Raw genomic sequence first — 16,728 nt, forward strand, 5'->3', positions numbered from 1 at the left:
CTGGCAGGCCAACCACTGGTACTAAGCCACCAGCGCCCCACGGCACAAGAGACGCCCGCCCGGCGACCCCCGGCGGGCGTCTTCGCGTTCCCGTGCCCGCCGGGACGGGGCGAGCGCAAGCGCCCCGGGAGGTTCGCCGGCGACGCCTACAGGGTGTTGAACGAGTCGCGGGCGGTGAAGTGGTAGAGGCCGACCTTCGGGCGGGCGACGGAGTGCGGGGTGGCCAGCGGAAGACTGACGCCGTCCGCGTTCGGCATGTGGCCCGGGTCGGCCAGGATGTTGATCTCGTCGGCGACGGGTCCGGTGCCGCCCGACGGGTTGAGGTCCACGGCCGCGTACGTCGTCGCCCCCGGCCGCACCGGATGGGCCGGTGCGCCGCCGAGGCCGCTCGGAGGCGTCGCCTGGATACCGAGGGCGGCGCCCTTGGCGCTGAAGCCGACGGCGGGGTGGAAGTCGAGCCCGCACACGGTGGAGCCGTTGTTCGTCACCGTGACGATGCGGACCGTGGCCGGGAAGCCCTGCGGCGAGGTCACCTTGACGGTGATGTTCCGTGCGGAGCACGGGTGGGTGTACGCGTAGCTGTCGTCGGTGGCCGCGCCGCCCGTGCCCTTGCCGTCCGGGCCCGTGGGGGCAGGGCTCGCGGCGGCGGGCGGCGCCGCGGCACCGGACGGTGTCGCCGTCGGGGTGGTGCCGGCGGCCGCCGTGCCCCCGCTGGAACCGGGGTCCGGCGTCGACGCCTTGAGCGGCCGGTCCGTGGAACCGGCGCCGCCGCAGGCGGTCAGGGCCAGGGTGAGCCCGAGGAAGGTGGCCAGGGCCGCGGAACGGCTCCGATGGATGCGCATGAGGGAACTCTCCGTGTCGTACGTTCGGGGCGGAAACCGCCCACGTGGGAACCATCATGACCGAGCGTCAGGTGTGTCCGGCACGCGCCCCGGTCACCTTGTCGTGTGGAGTCCGACGGCGGGTGCGTGGAGTCGACGCCGTGCCCGCGCCGCGCGGGCCGCGCTCACGGCCGCTCCCCCGGCAGGGGGAGGGGGATGGTTCCGGCGGCTGATGCCCACCCCGACGCCGTCGATGCACTGTTCGGGACATGACCAGTAGCGAATGGACGACGAAGGTGCGGCGGGGCGCCCGGTGGCAGTGGCGGCCGTACGGGGTGGCCCGGGCGACCGTGGTGTGGGCGGTGCTGTACACCGGCTTCGGTCTGGTGTGCGCGTTGAGCGGGACCCCCTTTCTCTACCACGGCGGTGACTCGGGGATCAGCTGGCTCGGTTGGGTGGCGGTGGCGGTGGGTGCACTGGCGGCGATGGCCGGCGCGGCGGTGGGGCGGTCCGGGCCGCGGCCGGCCTTGCGGGTGCTGCTCCGGGTCCTGTGCGGGCTGGCCGGACTCGCCGCGTTCAGCCTACTCATGGACGTGGTCACGCTGATGCTCGGTCAGGGGGTGGACAGCCCGGCCTCCACCGCGAACAAGGCCCTGGCGGCGGTCGGGGCGGTCCTGCTCGCGGCCACGGCCCGGTCCGGCCCCCGGCCCGCGGGCACCGCCGCGCCGGCGGCGTCCGCGGCACCGGGGCCCGTCCAACTCGCCGCCTGGGCTGGGACGCTGGCCTTCGTCCCGTACACCGCTATGAAGCTGGTCTGGGCGTCCGGCGGCACGTTCGCGGGGATCACCGGCGAGGAGATGCTCGCGGTCTCGGAGCGGAACGGGGCCTCGGGGACGTTCCTCACCCTGGAGTCCTGGGGCCTCGATCCCACCGCGCTGCTGGCCGTGCTCGGTGTCTTCCTGCTCTGGGGCCTGGTCCGCCCGTGGGGCCAGGTCTTCCCGCGCTGGACGCCGTTCCTCCGCGGCCGGCGGGTGCCGCACTGGCTCCCGCTCGCCCCGGCCCTGCTCGGCGCCGCCACGCTCGCCCCGTACGGCGTCGTGGGGGTGGGGTACCTGGCCCTCGCCTCGGCCGGCGTCGTCACCTTGCGGCGCGGAGACTTCCACTCCTCGGGCGACGCGCTGCTGGTCGGCTGGATCGGGATGGTCGCCTTCGCCGTGTACGGCGTCGCCCTGGTCATCGCGGCCCGCTCGTACCGGCTACGGACCCGCCCCGTCCGCCGGACGGGTGCCGACGTGCCGTAGTGCCGGGCAGCCGGGCAGCCGGGCGCGGGGCCCGCGGGGCCGGGGAAGGACCCGACCCCCACGGGCCCTGCGGGCCGCATCAGGGGTGCGTCGGAGCCTGGTGGGGCGGGACGGTCTCACCGGGGGAGGGAGGCCCGGGCGGGGTGCCGTCCCCGAACGGGCGCCCGCCCAGAGCCTCACGGCCGTGCGGTTCGAGCCAGCCCGACGGGTCCGGGCCGAGGGGCACGATCCCGGACGGGTTGATGTGGCTGTGGACCACGTAGAAGTGCTTCTTGATGTGGTCGAAGTCGACCGTGTCCCCGAAGCCGGGCGTCTGGAACAGGTCCCGGGCGTACGCCCACAGCACCGGCATCTCCGAGAGCTTCTGCCGGTTGCACTTGAAGTGGCCGTGGTAGACGGCGTCGAAGCGCACGAGCGAGGTGAACAGCCGTATGTCCGCTTCGGTGATCGTTTCGCCGACGAGGTAGCGGGACCCCTCCAGCCGCTCGGAGAACCGGTCGAGGCGGGCGAAGAGACGCTCGTACGCCTCGGTGTACGCCTCCTGGGAGGGGGCGAACCCGACGCGGTAGACGCCGTTGTTCACGTCCGTGTAGATCTCTTCGTTGACCGCGTCGATCTCCGGCCGCAGCGCCTCCGGGTACAGCTCCGGAGCCCCGTCACGGTGGTACGCCGTCCACTCCAGCGACATGTCGATGGTCATCTGCGCGTAGTCGTTGGTGACCACCTCGCCGCTCGGCACGTCCACGATCGCGGGCACGGTGATGCCCCGGTCGTAGTCGGGGTCGCGGGCGAAGTAGGCCTCCTGGAGCCGCTCTATCCCCAGGACCGGGTCACGGCCGTCCGGGTCGAGGTCGAAGGTCCAGCTGCGCTTGTCGTGCGTCGGGCCGGCGACGGCCATGGGCAGGGCCTTCTCCAGCCCGAGCAGCCGGCGCACGATCACCGCGCGGTGTGCCCAGGGGCAGGCGCGGCTGACGACGAGACGGTAACGGCCGGGCTCCACGGGGAAACCGTCGCGTCCGTCGGCTGTGATGCGGGTGGTGATGTAGCGGCTGTCGCGGGAGTATCCCTTGCCGGGCTTTACGTTGCTCATCCTGGGGCCTTACCCAGGAACCGCCGCGCCGAGCGGCCGCTCCACCGGAGCTCCGGTCTCCCTCGTCCCGGTCTCAGGTTCCGGACCGGGGCGCCGCCGCGGGGCCGAGGGCGCGGAGGTAGGACAGCCCGGGGCGGCCGCAGAGCCGGGTACGGCCCGTGACGGTGAACCCGGTACGGGCCAGCACGGCCCGGGACGCCGCGTTGTCGAGGGTGGTCGCGGCCCGCAGGGACGTCAGCCCGTAGCTGCCGGCGGCCAGGGCGCACACGGCCCGTACGGCCGCGGTGGCGAGGCCCCGGCCCGCGGTCCGTTCCGCGATCCGGTACCCGAGCTCGGCACCGCCGTCCGCCACGTCCACCAGGTTGACCCGCCCCAGGACCTCGCCCGTGGCACCGGTCAGCACGTGGAAGTAACAGACGCCGGAGTCCTGTTCGGCCAGCAGTTCACGGTGGCGAGTCCCGAACCGGGCGAAATAGTCGTCGCCCCGGTCGGGGACGGACGCCGCGAAGTAGGCCCGGTTCTCCCGCTCGAAGGCGAGGAGCGCGGGGGCGTGGTCCGGACGGAGCAACTGCAGCTCGGGCATGGGGCAGACGCTATGCGGCCGGACCGCCCTTCCGCCACGGGGACGGTGAGGCCGGTACGGACCTGCCGCGCGCCGGCAGCCCGCGGCCCTGATCCGCAGGGCACGTCTCCTCGCGGTCCCGGCGGCACGCGGGATCCGGGGCCGGCCGCTACGCGCCGGGAGGCCGGTACCGGATCTGCCCCGCCCCGCGCAGGGCGTCCAGGGTCTCGTCGACGCTCAGCAGCACGGTCGTCTCGAACGAGCTGAGCGCGCCGCCCCCGCTGATGGCCAGCGCGACCGAGGCCATGGACACGTTGTCCGGAGCTTCCCAGAGGTTGTAGCCGTCGTGCGTGCCGAAGGCGTACCAGAAGCCGTGGAGCTTCCCGCCGACGGACTCGATGTACGACCGGGCGGCCTGTGAGCGGTCCTCCGGGTGGCCGGTCAGCCTCGCCCAGGTCTCCGGCGTGTAGCTGAACCTCGACAGATAGAGCGGCATCGTGTCCCTCTCTCGTTTCAACCATCGGTGCCCCCGCCCGGTGGAGGAGGGCCGGGGAGGCCCGCGGTTCCCCCGAACGGCCGGGGACGATGACCGGCACGGCCCACAGCCGACGGGTGAACGGGCCGGCACCACCGTGGTGGCCGGCGTCGCGTGATCACCGCGCGGTGCGGCCCGGGCGGAGGGTCAGAACCGGCACACGCCGAGCTCCCGCACCGTGTCGGCCAGAGCGCGGACGAGGTCGTTCTCGGCTTCGGTCCGCCAGACCAGGGCGAAGTGCAGGGTGGGCATGTCGGGAAGGGGGAGCCATCGGATGTTCGACAGAGCCCAGTACCTGGTCACATGGCCGGGGAAGGTGTGGATGATCTCGTCCATGCCGACGTGACCGATCAGCTCATCGCCGGTGTCCGAGGCCGCGTGGGTGAGGCGCTCGATCGTACGGCCCCGGGGGGTGTGGAAGGGCAGGTAACTGTCTTCCCAGTAGTCCGGCAGACCCAGGGCGGTGGCGTGCGGGAAGTCGGCGAGCAGCTCCAGGGACACGGAGTCCCGTCCCGCGAGCCGGTGCCCGGCGGCCACGGCGAGGATCCGGGAGTCGGTGCACAGGGTCGGCCCGACGGTGAAGTCCGGCTCTTCCACCGGCAGCCAGGCGACCACGACGTCCATGGCACCGCTGCGGAGCCGGCCGAACACATCGGTGAAGGTCGCCTGGCGGATCTGGAGCCCCCAGTGCGGGTACCGCGCGCGGAACGCCTTCCAGTAGGGGTGCAGCTCGGGCAGGTTGAAGGGCAGCAGGCTCACGCGGAGCTGTGCCGTGATGCCGCGGGCCGCCAGCCGGGCCCGCTCCAGGGATTCGTGCAGGCCCGCGTAGACCGGTTGCAGGTCGTCGCGGAACTGCCGGCCGACCGCGGTCAGGCGCACGGTGCGGCTGGTGCGGGTGAACAGCTCGGCGCCGATGCGCCGCTCCTGCTGCTTGATGGCCTGGCTGACGCGCGCCTGGGAGACGTGCAGCCGCTGTGCCGTCCGGCCGAAGTGCAGCTCCTCGGCCAGCACCAGGAAGATCTCGATGTCCCGCAGCTCCACCGGCCCCGGCCTTTCGTCGATAACCCAGCGGTTATCGAACCGCACACAAGTGTTCCTTGATCATACGTACGCACTGCAAGATCGTTTCAGGCATGCAGTCACGCACCCAGACCCTCACCCGCACGGCCGGACGGGTGAGCCGTCGTTCCGCCAGCCCCCTCGGCCGCGTCGGCTCCGTGGCCGCTGAGCACGTCCGAACGGCCTGCCACCGCCCGGGAGCCACGCCATCGACCTGACCGTGATGTACGCGGTGCACGACGCCCTGCGCCGGGATCTGGCCCATCTGGACCGGGTCACCACCGCCGCGGACCGTGACCCGCGGCAGGTGCTGGCCACCGCTGCCGGATGGACGCTGTTCAAGAAGGCCCTCCACGCCCACCACGCGGCCGAGGACGACGCACTGTGGCCGTCGCTGCGGCGGAACCTGGCCGGCCGGCCGAAGGACCTGGCGCTGCTGGAGGTGATGGAGGCCGAACACGCCGCCATCGCCCCGGTGGTCCGGGCCATCGACGGCGCGCTGACCGACCCGGGTGCCGACTCCCTGCGCTTGGGCCAGCTCGCCGACGCCCTGACCCGGGGTCTGGCCGGTCACCTCGAGCACGAGGAGGAAGCGGCGTTCCCACTGGTCCGGCGGATGCTGACGGCCGACCAGTGGGGCCGCTTCAGCCGGGTCCACGACCAGTACGTCGACCAGGACGCGCCCCGGCTGCTGCCCTGGCTGCTGGACGGCGCCGACGAACCGACGGCGGAGAGGCTCCTGGCCCGGCTGCCCGCAGCCGCGTACGCCGCCTGCACCACCCGGTGGATCCCGGCGTACGCCGCCCTCGACCGCTGGAGTCCCGGCACCGCGCCCTGACCCCGGCTCATCGGCCGCGCCCCGGCGGTCCGCCGGCCGATGCCGACACGCCCTCGCGTCCTCCCGAAGAACAACCGGCTCGACCATGAAAGCGATCACTTTGTCCACATCCGTACATGTCATTCCGCTCCCGCACGTCTCGGCCGCCGAGGCCGCCGCGTGGCACCGGACCGTCGCGAACGCCATGGCCCACGACCTGCCCGGAGTGCCCGCCCCCGAACCGGAACGGATCCACGCCCAGCTCACCCAGCCCGCCCTGGGCAGCCGCCGGCTGGCCTGGCTGGCCACCGGGGCGGACGGGGCCCCCGTCGGAGTCGCCGGCCTGAGGGTGTTCACCTCCCCGGGCCAGGAGCACCTGGCCGAACTGGAACTGCACGTCGACCCCGCCCACCGGCGCCGGGGAACCGGCTCGCTCCTGATGTCGGCGGCCGTGGCGGCCTGCGGCGCCGAGAACCGGCGCAGCCTCATCGCGGCAGCCGCGGCCGGCAGCCCGGGCGAAGCCTTCGCCGAACGGTGCGGCTTCCGCCGGGCACTCACCCTGGACCACCTCGTACTGCGCCTCGACGAGCTGTCCGACGCCGGCCTGCCGCGGATCGCCGACACCGCGCCCCCCGGCTACCGGCCGGCCCACTGGACCGGTACGGTCCCCGACGAACTCGCCGATGCCTTCGCCGCGGCCAAGAACGCGATGAACGACATGCCCGTCGGCGACCTGGACTACGGCAGCGTGGCGTGGGACGCCGACCGGGTCCGCTCCATGGCCAAGGCGGTCGCCGACCGCGGCGACACACTGCTGACCGTCGCGGCGGTCCACGACGACGGCACCATGGCCGGCTACACCGAGATCCTGCTGCCCCAGGGTTCCGGACCGCGCGCCCAGCAGTACGACACGGCCGTCGTGCCCGCGCACCGCGGTCACGGTCTCGGCCTGTGGGTGAAGGCCGCCATGGTGCGGCGCCTGCGCGCCGAGCATCCCGATGTCGTGGAGATCGAGACGGACAACGCCGCCGACAACGTCCACATGCTGGCCGTCAACCACCGCCTCGGATTCCGCTCCTACCGGCGCACCCACGAGTACCAGCTCGACGTGCCCGCGACCTGATCCGTCCGCAAACGCCACGAGGCGCCCCCAGGCGAGACCCGGAACACCCGGCTCCCGCCGCACCATCGCCGGCCGGAGCCGGCATCCACAGGAATGAGGAACACGACATGCGTGTGCTGTTGATGGCTTACGGGTCACGCGGCGACATCGCCCCGCTGGCCGCGCTGGCGGCCCAGTTGCGGACACTCGGTGCGGACGTACGCGTGTGCGCGCCGCCGGACGAGGAGTTCGCGCGCCTGCTGGCCGGTGTGGGCGCGGAAGTGGTGCCCTTCGGACGGGACGTGCGCGCGCTGCGGACGGGAGCACCGCCGTCGGACGCGGCCGCGTTCGCGGCGGAGCTGGTCGCCGCGCACTTCGACACGGTCGCCGGGGCCGCCGAGGACTGCGACGTGGTGGTGGCCAGCGGCCTGATGCCGGCCGGTGTCCGCTCGGTGGCCGAGAAGCTGGGCATCCGCTACGTGTACGCGGGCTTCCACCCGTTCGAGATGCCCTCGGCGCACTACCTGCCGTCGCCGCGCCCCGGCCCGCCGGCTCCGCCCGGCATGACCGACAACGAGGCCCTGTGGGACCTGGACGCCCAGAAGGTCAACGCCCTCTACCTCAAGCCCCTCAACGCCCACCGCGCGGCGATCGGCCTCACACCGGTGGACAACGTCCGCGACCACGTCTTCACCGAACGGCCGTGGCTGGCGGCGGACCCGGTCCTGGGCCCGTGGGAGCGACTGACGAACCTCGACCTCGTGCAGACCGGCGCGTGGATCCTGCCCGACGAACGCCCCCTGCCCGCCGATCTGGAGGCGTTCCTGGACGCCGGCACCCCGCCGGTGTACGTCGGATTCGGCAGCATGCCCATGAGCACGGCCTCCGACATCGCCCGGACCACCGTCGAAGCGGCCCGCGCGCAGGGCCGCCGCGTGCTCGTCTCCCGCGGCTGGGCCGACCTGGCACTGGTGGACGACTCGGACGACTGCTTCGCCGTCGGTGACGTCAGCCACCAGGCGCTGTTCCGCCGGGTCGCGGCCGTCGTGCACCACGGCGGCGCGGGCACCACGACCACCGCCGCCCGAGCCGGTGCGCCCCAGGTGGTGGTTCCCCAGTTCGTGGACCAGCCGTACTGGGCCGCCCGCGTGGCCGAACTGGGCATCGGCGCGGCACACGACGGCCCGAACCCGACCTTCGATTCCCTCTCCGCCGCGCTCAGGACGGCCCTGACCCCCGAGACGCGAGGACGGGCGGAGGCCGTCGCCGGGACGGTCCGTACCGACGGGGCGGCGGTGGCGGCGAAGCTGATCCTCGACACGGGGGACGCCGCCCCGTGAACCACGAGCAGATCTCCATGATCGCCCACGCCGGCCATCCCATAAAGTCCCCGCTCGGCGACGATTCGGTCAGCCGGCTGCTCGAACACGGCCTCCCACGGGGTGACGAGCGGGTGCTCGACCTCGGATGCGGCACGGCGGAGTGGCTGCTGCGAGCCCTGGCGACGCGCCCGCACCTGCACGCCGAGGGCGTCGACGTCTCCGAGGTCGCCCTGACGCAGGCGCGCCGGGCAGCGACCGAGCTGGGAGTCGACGGGCGCCTGCTCCTCCACCGGCAGGAGGCGGCGGACTTCGGCTCTCCCCACCCGTTCGACCTGGTGATCAGCGTCGGCGCCACGCATGCCTTCGGCGGTCTTCTCCCCGCCCTCGCGGCGGCCCGTGAGCACCTGGCCCCCGGAGGCCGCGTCCTGATCGGCGAGTCGTTCTGGGACCGCGCCCCCTCGCCGGCGGCCGTCGAGACCTTCGGCGACCTCGCCGACCTGGCCACCACGGTGGACCGCGTCGTCGCCGACGGATGGGCCCCCGTCCACGGCCATGTCAGCACCCGCGCCGAACTGGACGCCTACGAGTGGGCCTGCTGGGGCTCGCTGGCCTCATGGGCCCTGGACCACCCTGCCGATCCCGCCGCCGCACAGGTACGGGAGACGGCTACCGCCCGGCGTTCGCAGTGGCTGCGCGGCTACCGGGACAGCTTCGGCTTCCTCTGCCTGGTCCTGCGTCCGACGTCGGACTGACGGAAGCTGACGGACCGTCCGAATCACCGGACATCGACCGGATGTCCACCCCCCACCCGAAAGTGAGTACTGATGCAACCGACGTTCGTACTGGTGCACGGAGCCTTCGCGAATTCCTTCTCCTTCGCACCCCTCCAGGCAGAACTCGGCCTCCTCGGGCACCGCTCGGTCGCCGTCGACCTGCCCGGTCACGGATTCCAGGCGACCTTCACCCGCGCCTACCAGGCGCCGCAGGACCCCGAGGGACTCGCCACCGCGCCCGGCTCGATCAAGGGCGTCACGCTCGCCGACAACGTCGCGCACCTGATCGGGATCCTCGAACGGGCCAAGCGCAACGGCCCCGTGATCCTCGTCGCCCACAGCCGGGGCGGAGTCACGGTCACGGCCGCGGCCAATGCGCGCCCGGACCTGATCGACCGCCTCGTCTACGTCTCGGCCTGGTGCCCGGTCCGGCTCGACACCAACGACTACTACGCGGAGCCGGAGATGGCCTCGGTCGATCCTGCCGCCTTCGCCTCGGCGCTGGCCGGAAACCCGGCCGACCTCGGCCTGCTCCGCGTCAACTTCCGCACGGCGGACCCGGGCTCGCTGGCGGCGTTCAAGGCGGCCTTCTTCGCCGACGGCACCGACGAGCAGTTCCACGCCTTCCTGAACACCTTCCAGCCCGACGAGAACCTGGACGTCGGCGGCTCCTCCGACCGGGCCCAGGCCGCGACCTGGGGCCGCGTCCCCAAGACGTACATCCGCCTGGCCGACGACACTAGCCTGCCCCTCGCCCTCCAGGACCGCCTGATCCGCGAGGGCAACGAGCTGACGCCCGACAACCCGTACGACGTGCGCACCCTGGAGGGCAGCCACCTGAAGTGGCTGGCCGATCCGGCGCCGGCGGCCCGCGTCCTCGGTGAACTCGTCACGCTCCCGGCCCCGCCCGCGCGGGCGTGAACCCAGGGGCGTGAGCGGCTGCCGGGGCGCCCTCCGCCACCGGCCGAGGTGTGCTCCGGGGAGAACCGGGCCACCATGGTCGAGGGGCGGAGCCCGGAGGTGACGGACATGGACGAATCGCGCAGGGCCTGGGTCATGATCGGCACCGTCATCGCCGTCGTGCTCCTGAACCTCGTGGCCATCATCCTGATGAACACCCTCGGACCCTGACCCGGAGCGGCGGCGGCCGATGCGACGGCCCGGGGCCGCCCAGCGGGTCGGCCCCGGGTTTACCCCCGTCCCCGTTTCCCGTCCGGCCCCGGCCGCCGGGGCCGGACGGGGCGGGGGAGGGTGGGGTTGGTCCCACCCCGATGGTGCCGCTACCCGGATGGCCCGGTGGATCTTGAACGAGCAGGGTGGACATCCGTCCCACGAGCGAAGGATTCCCTGTGTTCAATCCGAAGCCGGTCCGAGACCGCGTGGCCCGCACCACCGCCGTCGGCGCCCTGGCCCTGGCGGCCTGCGCCACCCTGCTCACCGGCAGTGCCGCGGCCATCGTCAACGGCACCGACTCCACGGAGCCCTACCCGTTCATGGCCGTCATCCCGGAGTCGGCCCCCAAGCACGGCATCCACGACGGTAACTGCGGGGCGTCGCTGATCGATCCGCAGTGGGTGCTGACGGCGGCCCACTGCGTGCGGGGTGACGGCCTCGAGCTGGACGGCACCGTCCGCATCGGTGGCCGCGAGCGGAGGACCGGGGGGACCGTCAGGGCCATCGAGCGGATCGTCGTCCACCCCGGCTACGCGAACGGTGACGGGAAGGCCCCCAACAGGGACGACATCGCGCTGGTACGCCTCGACCGCCCGGTCACCGAGAAGCCCGTGCCGATCGCGGCGCGGGCCGGACGGCCCGGTACCCCGACCCGGATCCTCGGGTTCGGAACCACCGTCGATGCCGAACTGAAGTTCGCGGAGCGATTGCAGGAGCTCGACACGCGCAGGGGCACCGAAGCCGAGTGCGCCCCCGGCTACGGGCACCGGACCCGGTTGTGCACGGTCAGCCGCGTGCCCGGGGCCATGGCGTGCTTCGGGGACTCCGGCGGGCCGCAACTCCAGAGGGGCCGGCACGGCCGGTGGGAGCTCATCGGAGCCACCTCGGGCCCCGGCACCCCGGGAGTCGCGTGCTCGGCCGGGCCGGGGCTCTACACCGACGTGCCGGTCTACGCGGACTGGATCCGCAGGACCATGCGGCGCCACGGCTGACACCCCGCGCGACGGCCCCGACCCCTGACGAACCGCCCCGCGGTGAGCACGTCGGCGCGGGGTCAGGGGCTGACCGGGCGCGCCGTACGAGCGCGCCCCGGAAGCACCGTTGGCCGGGGGCGCCGCGGCGTGTTCCGGGACGGGCCGGTGACGCGGGGGTGCCGGGGAGGGTTCTCCGTGGTGAAGTACGCGGCCGCCACGGCCGGTGGTCCGCGGGCCCGGCCGTCGGGCGTGCTTGAGTGGAGTCGGCCAGCCCCGAACCGGAGGAGATCCCATGAGCAACGAGAGCGGGCCCGACGAGCAGGCCCGGAACATGCGCGAGAAGGCCGAGGAGCTCGAACTGGCGGCCCAGCGGTCCACCGATTCCGCCGAACGCCGGCGACTGTCCGAGAAGGCCCTGCACATCCGGGAGAAGCTCGAAGAGCTGCACGGCCCGGAGAGCGCCACCACCGACCCCATGTAGCCCTCGGGTACGGACCAGCGCCCCACAGCGCCCGACCCGCCATCGGACCGCCGCGGACGCGCCTACCGGAACTCCGCGCGCACGCCGCCGCGGCTGGGCAGAGTGGGGCCATGGTTCACGTACTCGGCAGCAGGATCCTGCTGCGCCCCACCGATCCCGAGAGCTCCCGCGCCTTCTACGGAGGCACGCTGGGGCTCGCCGTGTACCGCGAGTTCGGTACCGGACCCGAGCGCGGCACCGTCTACTTCCTCGGCGGCGGCTTCCTCGAGGTGTCGGGCCGCGCCGGCGCGCCCCCCGCGCCCGGGCTGCGGCTGTGGCTCCAGGTGGCGGACGCGGAGGCGGCACACCGGGAGCTTCGCGAGCGGGGCGCCGAGGTGCTGCGGCCGCCGCGGCGGGAGCCGTGGGGACTGATCGAGATGTGGATCGCGGACCCCGACGGCGTACGCATCGTGGTCGTGGAGGTGCCGCCGGACCACCCCCTGCGCTTCCGCCCCTGAACGTCCGCACCGGCCCGCCGGCCGCCGTCGACGGGCGCGCCGCCGGGGCCGGTGCGGACGCTGCGCCAGGACCTCTGGAGGGCGGCGAGCGCGGTGTGCAGGCCCTCCTCCGCGATGGTCAGCGGCGGTGCCGGCCGGATCGTGGATCGGCGGGACAGCGAGCCGTCACCCGAGCCGGACCGACGGGCCGCGCCCGCCCGTGCCGAAACGTTCCTCGGGTGAACGGCGGCCTCCGGACGGGTGAGTGTTCACCGTTCAGGGCCCGGGAGGGACGGGCGGGAGCGCTACAAACGGTCCGTGAACGCGACGATGCCCCGCTCCCTCACCGCCGTCCTGCTGACCATGGCCGCCTTCGCGGCCCCGGCCGCAGCCGCTCCCGCGGCCTCTTCGCCGCCCGACCCGGTGGTCTTCGTACACGGCTGGAACAGCGACGGTACGGCCTGGAACATCATGGCCGACCGGTTCCGGTCGGACGGCTGGCCGGACGACCGCCTACACCAGTGGACCTACCCGTCCTCACAGTCCAACTCCACGACCGCCTCGCAGCTCGCCGAGACCATCGACCGTGTCCTGGCCTCGACCGGCGCCGCCAAGGTGGACGTCGTGACCCACTCCATGGGCTCCCTCTCCTCCCGCCACTACCTCAGGAACCTCGGCGGCGACGCGAAGGTGGACGCCTGGGTCTCCCTCGCCGGCCCCAACCACGGGACGGAGACCGCCCGTTGGTGCGGCGGCCCCGCCTGCGTCGAGATGCGTCCGGGCTCCGCCTTCCTCCAGGCGCTCAACTCGGGCGACGAAACGCCCGGAGACACCCGCTACGCCACCTGGTGGTCCTCCTGCGACGGGATCGTCTCACCCGTGACCTCCGTCGCCCTCGACGGCGCGGTGAACACACAGACCCCCTGCCTGCGGCACCAGGTCCTCACCGACGACGCCGGGGTCTACCAGCAGGTCAGGGAGCACATCGGCGGCGCGGTGCCGCAGGCGCCCCCGTCGCGATGACCGCGGGCGTACGGCGGTCCGCCGTATGACGTCGGCGCACGCGCACGGCCCCGCACACACGGGTGTGCGGGGCCGGACGGAACGGCCGGCGGGAGGTCAGCCCAGCCACGGCCGCCAGACGGACTCGTTGCGCTCGACCCACTTCCGCGCCGCCTGCCGCGGTGAGAGCTTCTCCTCCGCGATCATCAGGGCCACCTCGTTCTGCTCCGCCGTGGACCAGTGGAACCGCTTCAGGAAGGCGGCCGCCTCGCCCCCCGACCCGGCGAAGCGCGTGTTCAGGTACTTCTGCAGCGGTGTGTGCGGGTAGGCGCAGGCCACCTTCTCCGGTACGTCGGCGCACCCCTCGGTGTACTCGGGGAGCCGCACCTCGGTCATCGGGACCCGCTCGAAGAGCCACTGCGGCTTGTACCAGTACGTCAGGAAGGGCTTGCCCTCCTTGGCGAACTGCTTGATCTGGGTGATCTGGGCGGCCTCCGACCCGGCGAAGACGACCTCGAAGTCGAGGCCCAGGTTCTTCACCAGCGCCTTGTCGTTCGTGACGTAGGACGGTGAGCCGTCCATCAGCTGTCCCTTGCCGCGGCTCTCGGGGGTGCGCAGCTGGTCGGCGTACTTGTCGAGGTTCTTCCAGTCGGTGACGTCCGGGTGGGCCTGTGCGAAGTACGTGGGGACGAACCAGCCGATGTGACCGGTCACCCCCAGGTCGCCGCCCCGGGTGATCGTCTTCTTGGTCTCGACGTACCGTTTCTCCTGCTCGGGGTGGCCCCAGTCCTCCAGGATCGCGTCGACCCGCCCCTGGCTGAGGGCGTCCCAGGCGGGGACCTCGTCGACCTGCACGGTGTCCACGCGGTAGCCCAACTCGTGTTCCAGGAGATAGGCGGCCACGGCGGTGTTCGCCTGGGCGCCGACCCAGGACTGGACGGAGAGGGTGACGGTCTTCGCGTCCTGCGCGGCGGCGTACGGAGAGGCCTGCCGGGTCATGTCGGCGGCTCCGCAGCCGGTGAGCACGGCGAGTCCCGCGGCGGCGGCGATCACGGCACGGCCGCGACGGCCGCGGCCGCGCGGGAAGGGTCGTTCACGCATCTCGGGCCTCCTTCGCGGGCTGGGTGACGCGGTCGAGCAGCAGGCCGAGGCACACGATCGCGGCGCCGGCCACCAGACCGGTGGCCAGGTCGCCCTGCGCCAGGCCGAGGACGACGTCGTAGCCGAGCGCGCCGCCGCCCACCAGGCCGCCGATGATGACGACGGACAGGACCAGGACCACGGCCTGGTTCACGGCCAGCAGCAGAGCCGGCCGCGCGAGCGGCAGTTGGACCTGCCACAGCCGCTGCGCACGGGTCGCGCCCAGCGAGCGGGCGGATTCGAGCGCCGCCGGGTTCACCTCGCGAAGCCCCTGCGCGGTGATCCGGACGACCGCCGGCAGCGCGTACACGACGGCGGCGGCCGCGGCCGGTGCCCGCCCCACCCCGAACAGGGCGACCACGGGGATGAGGTAGACGAACTGCGGCAGTGTCTGGCAGACGTCGAGCACGGGACGCAGCAGCCGCTGCGCGCGGGCACTGCCGGCGGCGCCCACCGCGATCGCGAAACCCACCACGAGGGTGACGGCGACCGCGGCGATGACCTGGGACAGCGTGTCCAGGGAGGCCTCCCACACGCCGAGTACGCCGACGCCGGCAAGGGCGAGGACGGCCGTCAGCGCGGAGCGCCGGGCGCCGACGAGGAGGGCGAGCGCTCCGGCGACGAGCAGGAGCAGCCACCACGGCGCGGCCTGGAGGCCGGCGCGCAGCGGGTCGAGGACCCAGCCGGTGAACCGGGCGGCCCAGTCGGCGCTGCCCCCGACGACGGGCACTCCGGAGTAGAGGTGGGCGGTCATCCAGGCGACCGCCGCGTTCACGGGCTCGGCGATGGACACCGTCCACGACGCCGGCCACAGCGACGTGCCCGCGATCCGGCCGGCCACGCCGACGGCCACCGCCGTGAGGACGGTGAGCAGCCATCCGTACCAGCCGTCGAACACCCTGAGCAGGAGCTGCCGCGCGCCGCCCGGGGGCGGGCCGTCCGCGCCGATCCGGCCGCCCGCCGCCTCGGCGGTGCGGTCGAGGACCACGGCGAGCAGCACGATGGGGATTCCGGCGGCCAGTGCCGCGCCGACGTCGACGGACGAGAGCGCCTGGTAGACCCGGTCACCGAGGCCGCCCGCGCCGATCACGGAGGCGATCACGGCCATCGACAGGCCGGTCATGACGGCCTGGTTGACACCCAGCAGGAGCTGCCGGCGTGCGAGCGGGAGCCGCGCGGTCAGCAGCCGCTGGCGCCGGGTGGCGCCGAGCGAGGCGGCGGCCTCCATCACCCCGGCGTCGGCCCCGCGCAGACCGAGCGCGGTGAGGCGCGCCATCGGCGGGGCGGCGTACACCACGGTGGCCAGCACGGCGGCCGGTACGCCGATGCCGAACACCAGCACCATCGGCAGCAGGTACGCGAACGCCGGGAGGATCTGCATGGTGTCGAGCAGGGGACGCAGAGCGCGGTCGGCGCGCGCGGAGAGCCCGGCGGCGAGTCCGAGCAGTCCGCCGACGGCGACGGCGGCGGCGACGGCCACCACCATCAGCGCGAGGGTCTGCATGGTCGGCACCCACATGCCGAGCAGCCCGCACGCGGCGAAGGCGCCGGCGCAGGTCAGGGCGAGCCGCAGCCCCGCCAGGCGCCAGGCCACCAGGGCGGCCAGAGCGGTGATGCCGGTCCAGCCCCCGGCGAGCAGGACGACGTAGACGGCCCGGACGGAGACGGTCACGGCATTGCTGATGTGCCCGAAGAAGTAGAGGAAGAGGGGGTGGCTGTCCCGGTGGTCGATGATCCAGTCGCCGGCCCGGCCCAGCGGCCCAGACAGGTCCACGGTCAGCGCGGCGGGCCAGCCGCCGGAGGCCGGAAAGGCGACGGCGAGCGGGACCAGCACGGCGGCGGCCAGGGCCAGGGGCAGGAGCAGGGCGCGGCCCTGGGGGCGCCCCGGCACGGACAGTCGGCGGCGCGGGCGGTCCGGCGCTCCGGTCCCGGCCGCAGGGCGCCTCGGCACTGCGGGACGGCCGGCGGTGGCGCGCTCCGGCTCCCCGGAGCGGCCGGGCGACTGCGGGGCGCCCGGCCGGGACGGTTCGCGCGCGGGGGCCGTGGTCGCGGTCATCCGCGCCACCCCCGGGGGGCGGGGACGGCGGGTCGGGCGGTGCC

At 73.6% G+C, this 16,728-nt stretch carries 17 protein-coding genes; 10 read left to right on the top strand and 7 right to left on the bottom strand.

What is annotated here, in order from left to right; genetic code table 11:
• Positions 1-146 precede the first annotated feature (146 nt).
• Positions 147-842 carry a DUF4232 domain-containing protein gene (locus ACZ4WZ_RS31565; RefSeq protein WP_467896201.1) on the bottom strand — a complete coding sequence of 232 codons (696 nt, stop codon included), beginning with the start codon at positions 840-842 and terminating at the stop codon, positions 147-149.
• Positions 843-1,090: 248 nt separating this feature from the next.
• Here ACZ4WZ_RS31565 and ACZ4WZ_RS31570 point away from each other — a divergent pair, with 248 nt between their 5' ends.
• Positions 1,091-2,122 (top strand): hypothetical protein, encoded by a 1,032-nt coding sequence (locus ACZ4WZ_RS31570; RefSeq protein WP_467896202.1) that lies wholly within the window; start codon positions 1,091-1,093, stop codon positions 2,120-2,122.
• 79 nt (positions 2,123-2,201) lie between these two features.
• Here the strand turns inward: ACZ4WZ_RS31570 and ACZ4WZ_RS31575 are convergent, their stop codons facing one another.
• The 4 genes from ACZ4WZ_RS31575 to ACZ4WZ_RS31590 all read right to left on the bottom strand — a co-directional run bounded on the left by ACZ4WZ_RS31575 (position 2,202) and on the right by ACZ4WZ_RS31590 (position 5,350).
• Positions 2,202-3,212: a glutathione S-transferase family protein gene (locus ACZ4WZ_RS31575; RefSeq protein WP_467896204.1), complete on the bottom strand. Its 1,011-nt coding sequence runs from the start codon at positions 3,210-3,212 to the stop codon at positions 2,202-2,204.
• Positions 3,213-3,285: 73 nt separating this feature from the next.
• A complete protein-coding gene (locus ACZ4WZ_RS31580; RefSeq protein ID WP_467896206.1) occupies positions 3,286-3,795 on the bottom strand; it encodes a GNAT family N-acetyltransferase in 510 nt (169 codons plus the stop codon).
• Positions 3,796-3,943: 148 nt separating this feature from the next.
• Positions 3,944-4,270 carry a GYD domain-containing protein gene (locus ACZ4WZ_RS31585; protein WP_388941286.1) on the bottom strand — a complete coding sequence of 109 codons (327 nt, stop codon included), beginning with the start codon at positions 4,268-4,270 and terminating at the stop codon, positions 3,944-3,946.
• 186 nt (positions 4,271-4,456) lie between these two features.
• Entirely contained in the window at positions 4,457-5,350 is an 894-nt protein-coding gene (locus ACZ4WZ_RS31590; RefSeq protein ID WP_467896209.1) for a LysR family transcriptional regulator, read from the bottom strand.
• Positions 5,351-5,591: 241 nt separating this feature from the next.
• On the opposite strand from ACZ4WZ_RS31590, the gene ACZ4WZ_RS31595 reads away from it, so the two are divergent.
• The 9 genes from ACZ4WZ_RS31595 (at position 5,592) to ACZ4WZ_RS31635 (ending at position 13,509) form a co-directional block, all read left to right on the top strand.
• Positions 5,592-6,206 carry a hemerythrin domain-containing protein gene (locus ACZ4WZ_RS31595; RefSeq protein ID WP_467896210.1) on the top strand — a complete coding sequence of 205 codons (615 nt, stop codon included), beginning with the start codon at positions 5,592-5,594 and terminating at the stop codon, positions 6,204-6,206.
• 100 nt (positions 6,207-6,306) lie between these two features.
• Positions 6,307-7,308, top strand: a complete 1,002-nt coding sequence (locus ACZ4WZ_RS31600; protein WP_467896212.1) for a GNAT family N-acetyltransferase — start codon at positions 6,307-6,309, stop codon at positions 7,306-7,308.
• 107 nt (positions 7,309-7,415) lie between these two features.
• Positions 7,416-8,627: a glycosyltransferase gene (locus ACZ4WZ_RS31605; protein ID WP_467896214.1), complete on the top strand. Its 1,212-nt coding sequence runs from the start codon at positions 7,416-7,418 to the stop codon at positions 8,625-8,627.
• A complete protein-coding gene (locus tag ACZ4WZ_RS31610; RefSeq protein WP_467896216.1) occupies positions 8,624-9,361 on the top strand; it encodes an SAM-dependent methyltransferase in 738 nt (245 codons plus the stop codon). Before ACZ4WZ_RS31605 ends, ACZ4WZ_RS31610 begins: the two co-directional genes overlap by 4 nt.
• Positions 9,362-9,433: 72 nt before the next feature.
• Positions 9,434-10,303 (top strand): alpha/beta fold hydrolase, encoded by an 870-nt coding sequence (locus ACZ4WZ_RS31615; RefSeq protein ID WP_467896218.1) that lies wholly within the window; start codon positions 9,434-9,436, stop codon positions 10,301-10,303.
• A gap of 428 nt (positions 10,304-10,731) precedes the next feature.
• On the top strand, positions 10,732-11,547 hold the full coding sequence (locus ACZ4WZ_RS31620) for a S1 family peptidase (RefSeq protein WP_467896220.1): 816 nt from the start codon (positions 10,732-10,734) through the stop codon (positions 11,545-11,547).
• A gap of 274 nt (positions 11,548-11,821) precedes the next feature.
• On the top strand, positions 11,822-12,010 hold the full coding sequence (locus ACZ4WZ_RS31625; RefSeq protein WP_467896222.1) for a DUF6381 family protein: 189 nt from the start codon (positions 11,822-11,824) through the stop codon (positions 12,008-12,010).
• Between the two features lie 110 nt (positions 12,011-12,120).
• The gene (locus ACZ4WZ_RS31630; RefSeq protein ID WP_467896224.1) at positions 12,121-12,507 is read left to right on the top strand and encodes a VOC family protein; all 387 of its coding nucleotides are present in this window, start codon (positions 12,121-12,123) and stop codon (positions 12,505-12,507) included.
• A gap of 309 nt (positions 12,508-12,816) precedes the next feature.
• Positions 12,817-13,509, top strand: coding sequence for an esterase/lipase family protein (locus tag ACZ4WZ_RS31635; RefSeq protein WP_467896303.1), 693 nt, complete (start codon positions 12,817-12,819; stop codon positions 13,507-13,509).
• Positions 13,510-13,605: 96 nt separating this feature from the next.
• Here the strand turns inward: ACZ4WZ_RS31635 and ACZ4WZ_RS31640 are convergent, their stop codons facing one another.
• Together ACZ4WZ_RS31640 and ACZ4WZ_RS31645 are read right to left on the bottom strand one after the other, a co-directional pair.
• Positions 13,606-14,589: an ABC transporter substrate-binding protein gene (locus tag ACZ4WZ_RS31640; RefSeq protein WP_467896226.1), complete on the bottom strand. Its 984-nt coding sequence runs from the start codon at positions 14,587-14,589 to the stop codon at positions 13,606-13,608.
• The gene (locus ACZ4WZ_RS31645; RefSeq protein ID WP_467896228.1) at positions 14,582-16,684 is read right to left on the bottom strand and encodes an ABC transporter permease subunit; all 2,103 of its coding nucleotides are present in this window, start codon (positions 16,682-16,684) and stop codon (positions 14,582-14,584) included. The genes ACZ4WZ_RS31640 and ACZ4WZ_RS31645 overlap by 8 nt, the downstream gene beginning before the upstream one ends.
• Between the last annotated feature and the right edge of the window lie 44 nt (positions 16,685-16,728).

This window comes from Streptomyces sp. NPDC029122, from assembly GCF_055569445.1.

What these genes read in the sequence shown, in the direction of transcription:
- ACZ4WZ_RS31645 (WP_467896228.1), bottom strand. Translation starts at nt 16,684, where the DNA reads ATGACCGCGACCACGGCCCCCGCGCGCGAACCGTCCCGGCCGGGCGCC.
- ACZ4WZ_RS31605 (WP_467896214.1), top strand. Translation starts at nt 7,416, where the DNA reads ATGCGTGTGCTGTTGATGGCTTACGGGTCACGCGGCGACATCGCCCCG.
- ACZ4WZ_RS31570 (WP_467896202.1), top strand. Translation starts at nt 1,091, where the DNA reads ATGACCAGTAGCGAATGGACGACGAAGGTGCGGCGGGGCGCCCGGTGG.
- ACZ4WZ_RS31580 (WP_467896206.1), bottom strand. Translation starts at nt 3,795, where the DNA reads ATGCCCGAGCTGCAGTTGCTCCGTCCGGACCACGCCCCCGCGCTCCTC.
- ACZ4WZ_RS31635 (WP_467896303.1), top strand. Translation starts at nt 12,817, where the DNA reads ATGCCCCGCTCCCTCACCGCCGTCCTGCTGACCATGGCCGCCTTCGCG.
- ACZ4WZ_RS31625 (WP_467896222.1), top strand. Translation starts at nt 11,822, where the DNA reads ATGAGCAACGAGAGCGGGCCCGACGAGCAGGCCCGGAACATGCGCGAG.
- ACZ4WZ_RS31575 (WP_467896204.1), bottom strand. Translation starts at nt 3,212, where the DNA reads ATGAGCAACGTAAAGCCCGGCAAGGGATACTCCCGCGACAGCCGCTAC.
- ACZ4WZ_RS31630 (WP_467896224.1), top strand. Translation starts at nt 12,121, where the DNA reads ATGGTTCACGTACTCGGCAGCAGGATCCTGCTGCGCCCCACCGATCCC.
- ACZ4WZ_RS31640 (WP_467896226.1), bottom strand. Translation starts at nt 14,589, where the DNA reads ATGCGTGAACGACCCTTCCCGCGCGGCCGCGGCCGTCGCGGCCGTGCC.
- ACZ4WZ_RS31595 (WP_467896210.1), top strand. Translation starts at nt 5,592, where the DNA reads ATGTACGCGGTGCACGACGCCCTGCGCCGGGATCTGGCCCATCTGGAC.
- ACZ4WZ_RS31585 (WP_388941286.1), bottom strand. Translation starts at nt 4,270, where the DNA reads ATGCCGCTCTATCTGTCGAGGTTCAGCTACACGCCGGAGACCTGGGCG.
- ACZ4WZ_RS31615 (WP_467896218.1), top strand. Translation starts at nt 9,434, where the DNA reads ATGCAACCGACGTTCGTACTGGTGCACGGAGCCTTCGCGAATTCCTTC.
- ACZ4WZ_RS31565 (WP_467896201.1), bottom strand. Translation starts at nt 842, where the DNA reads ATGCGCATCCATCGGAGCCGTTCCGCGGCCCTGGCCACCTTCCTCGGG.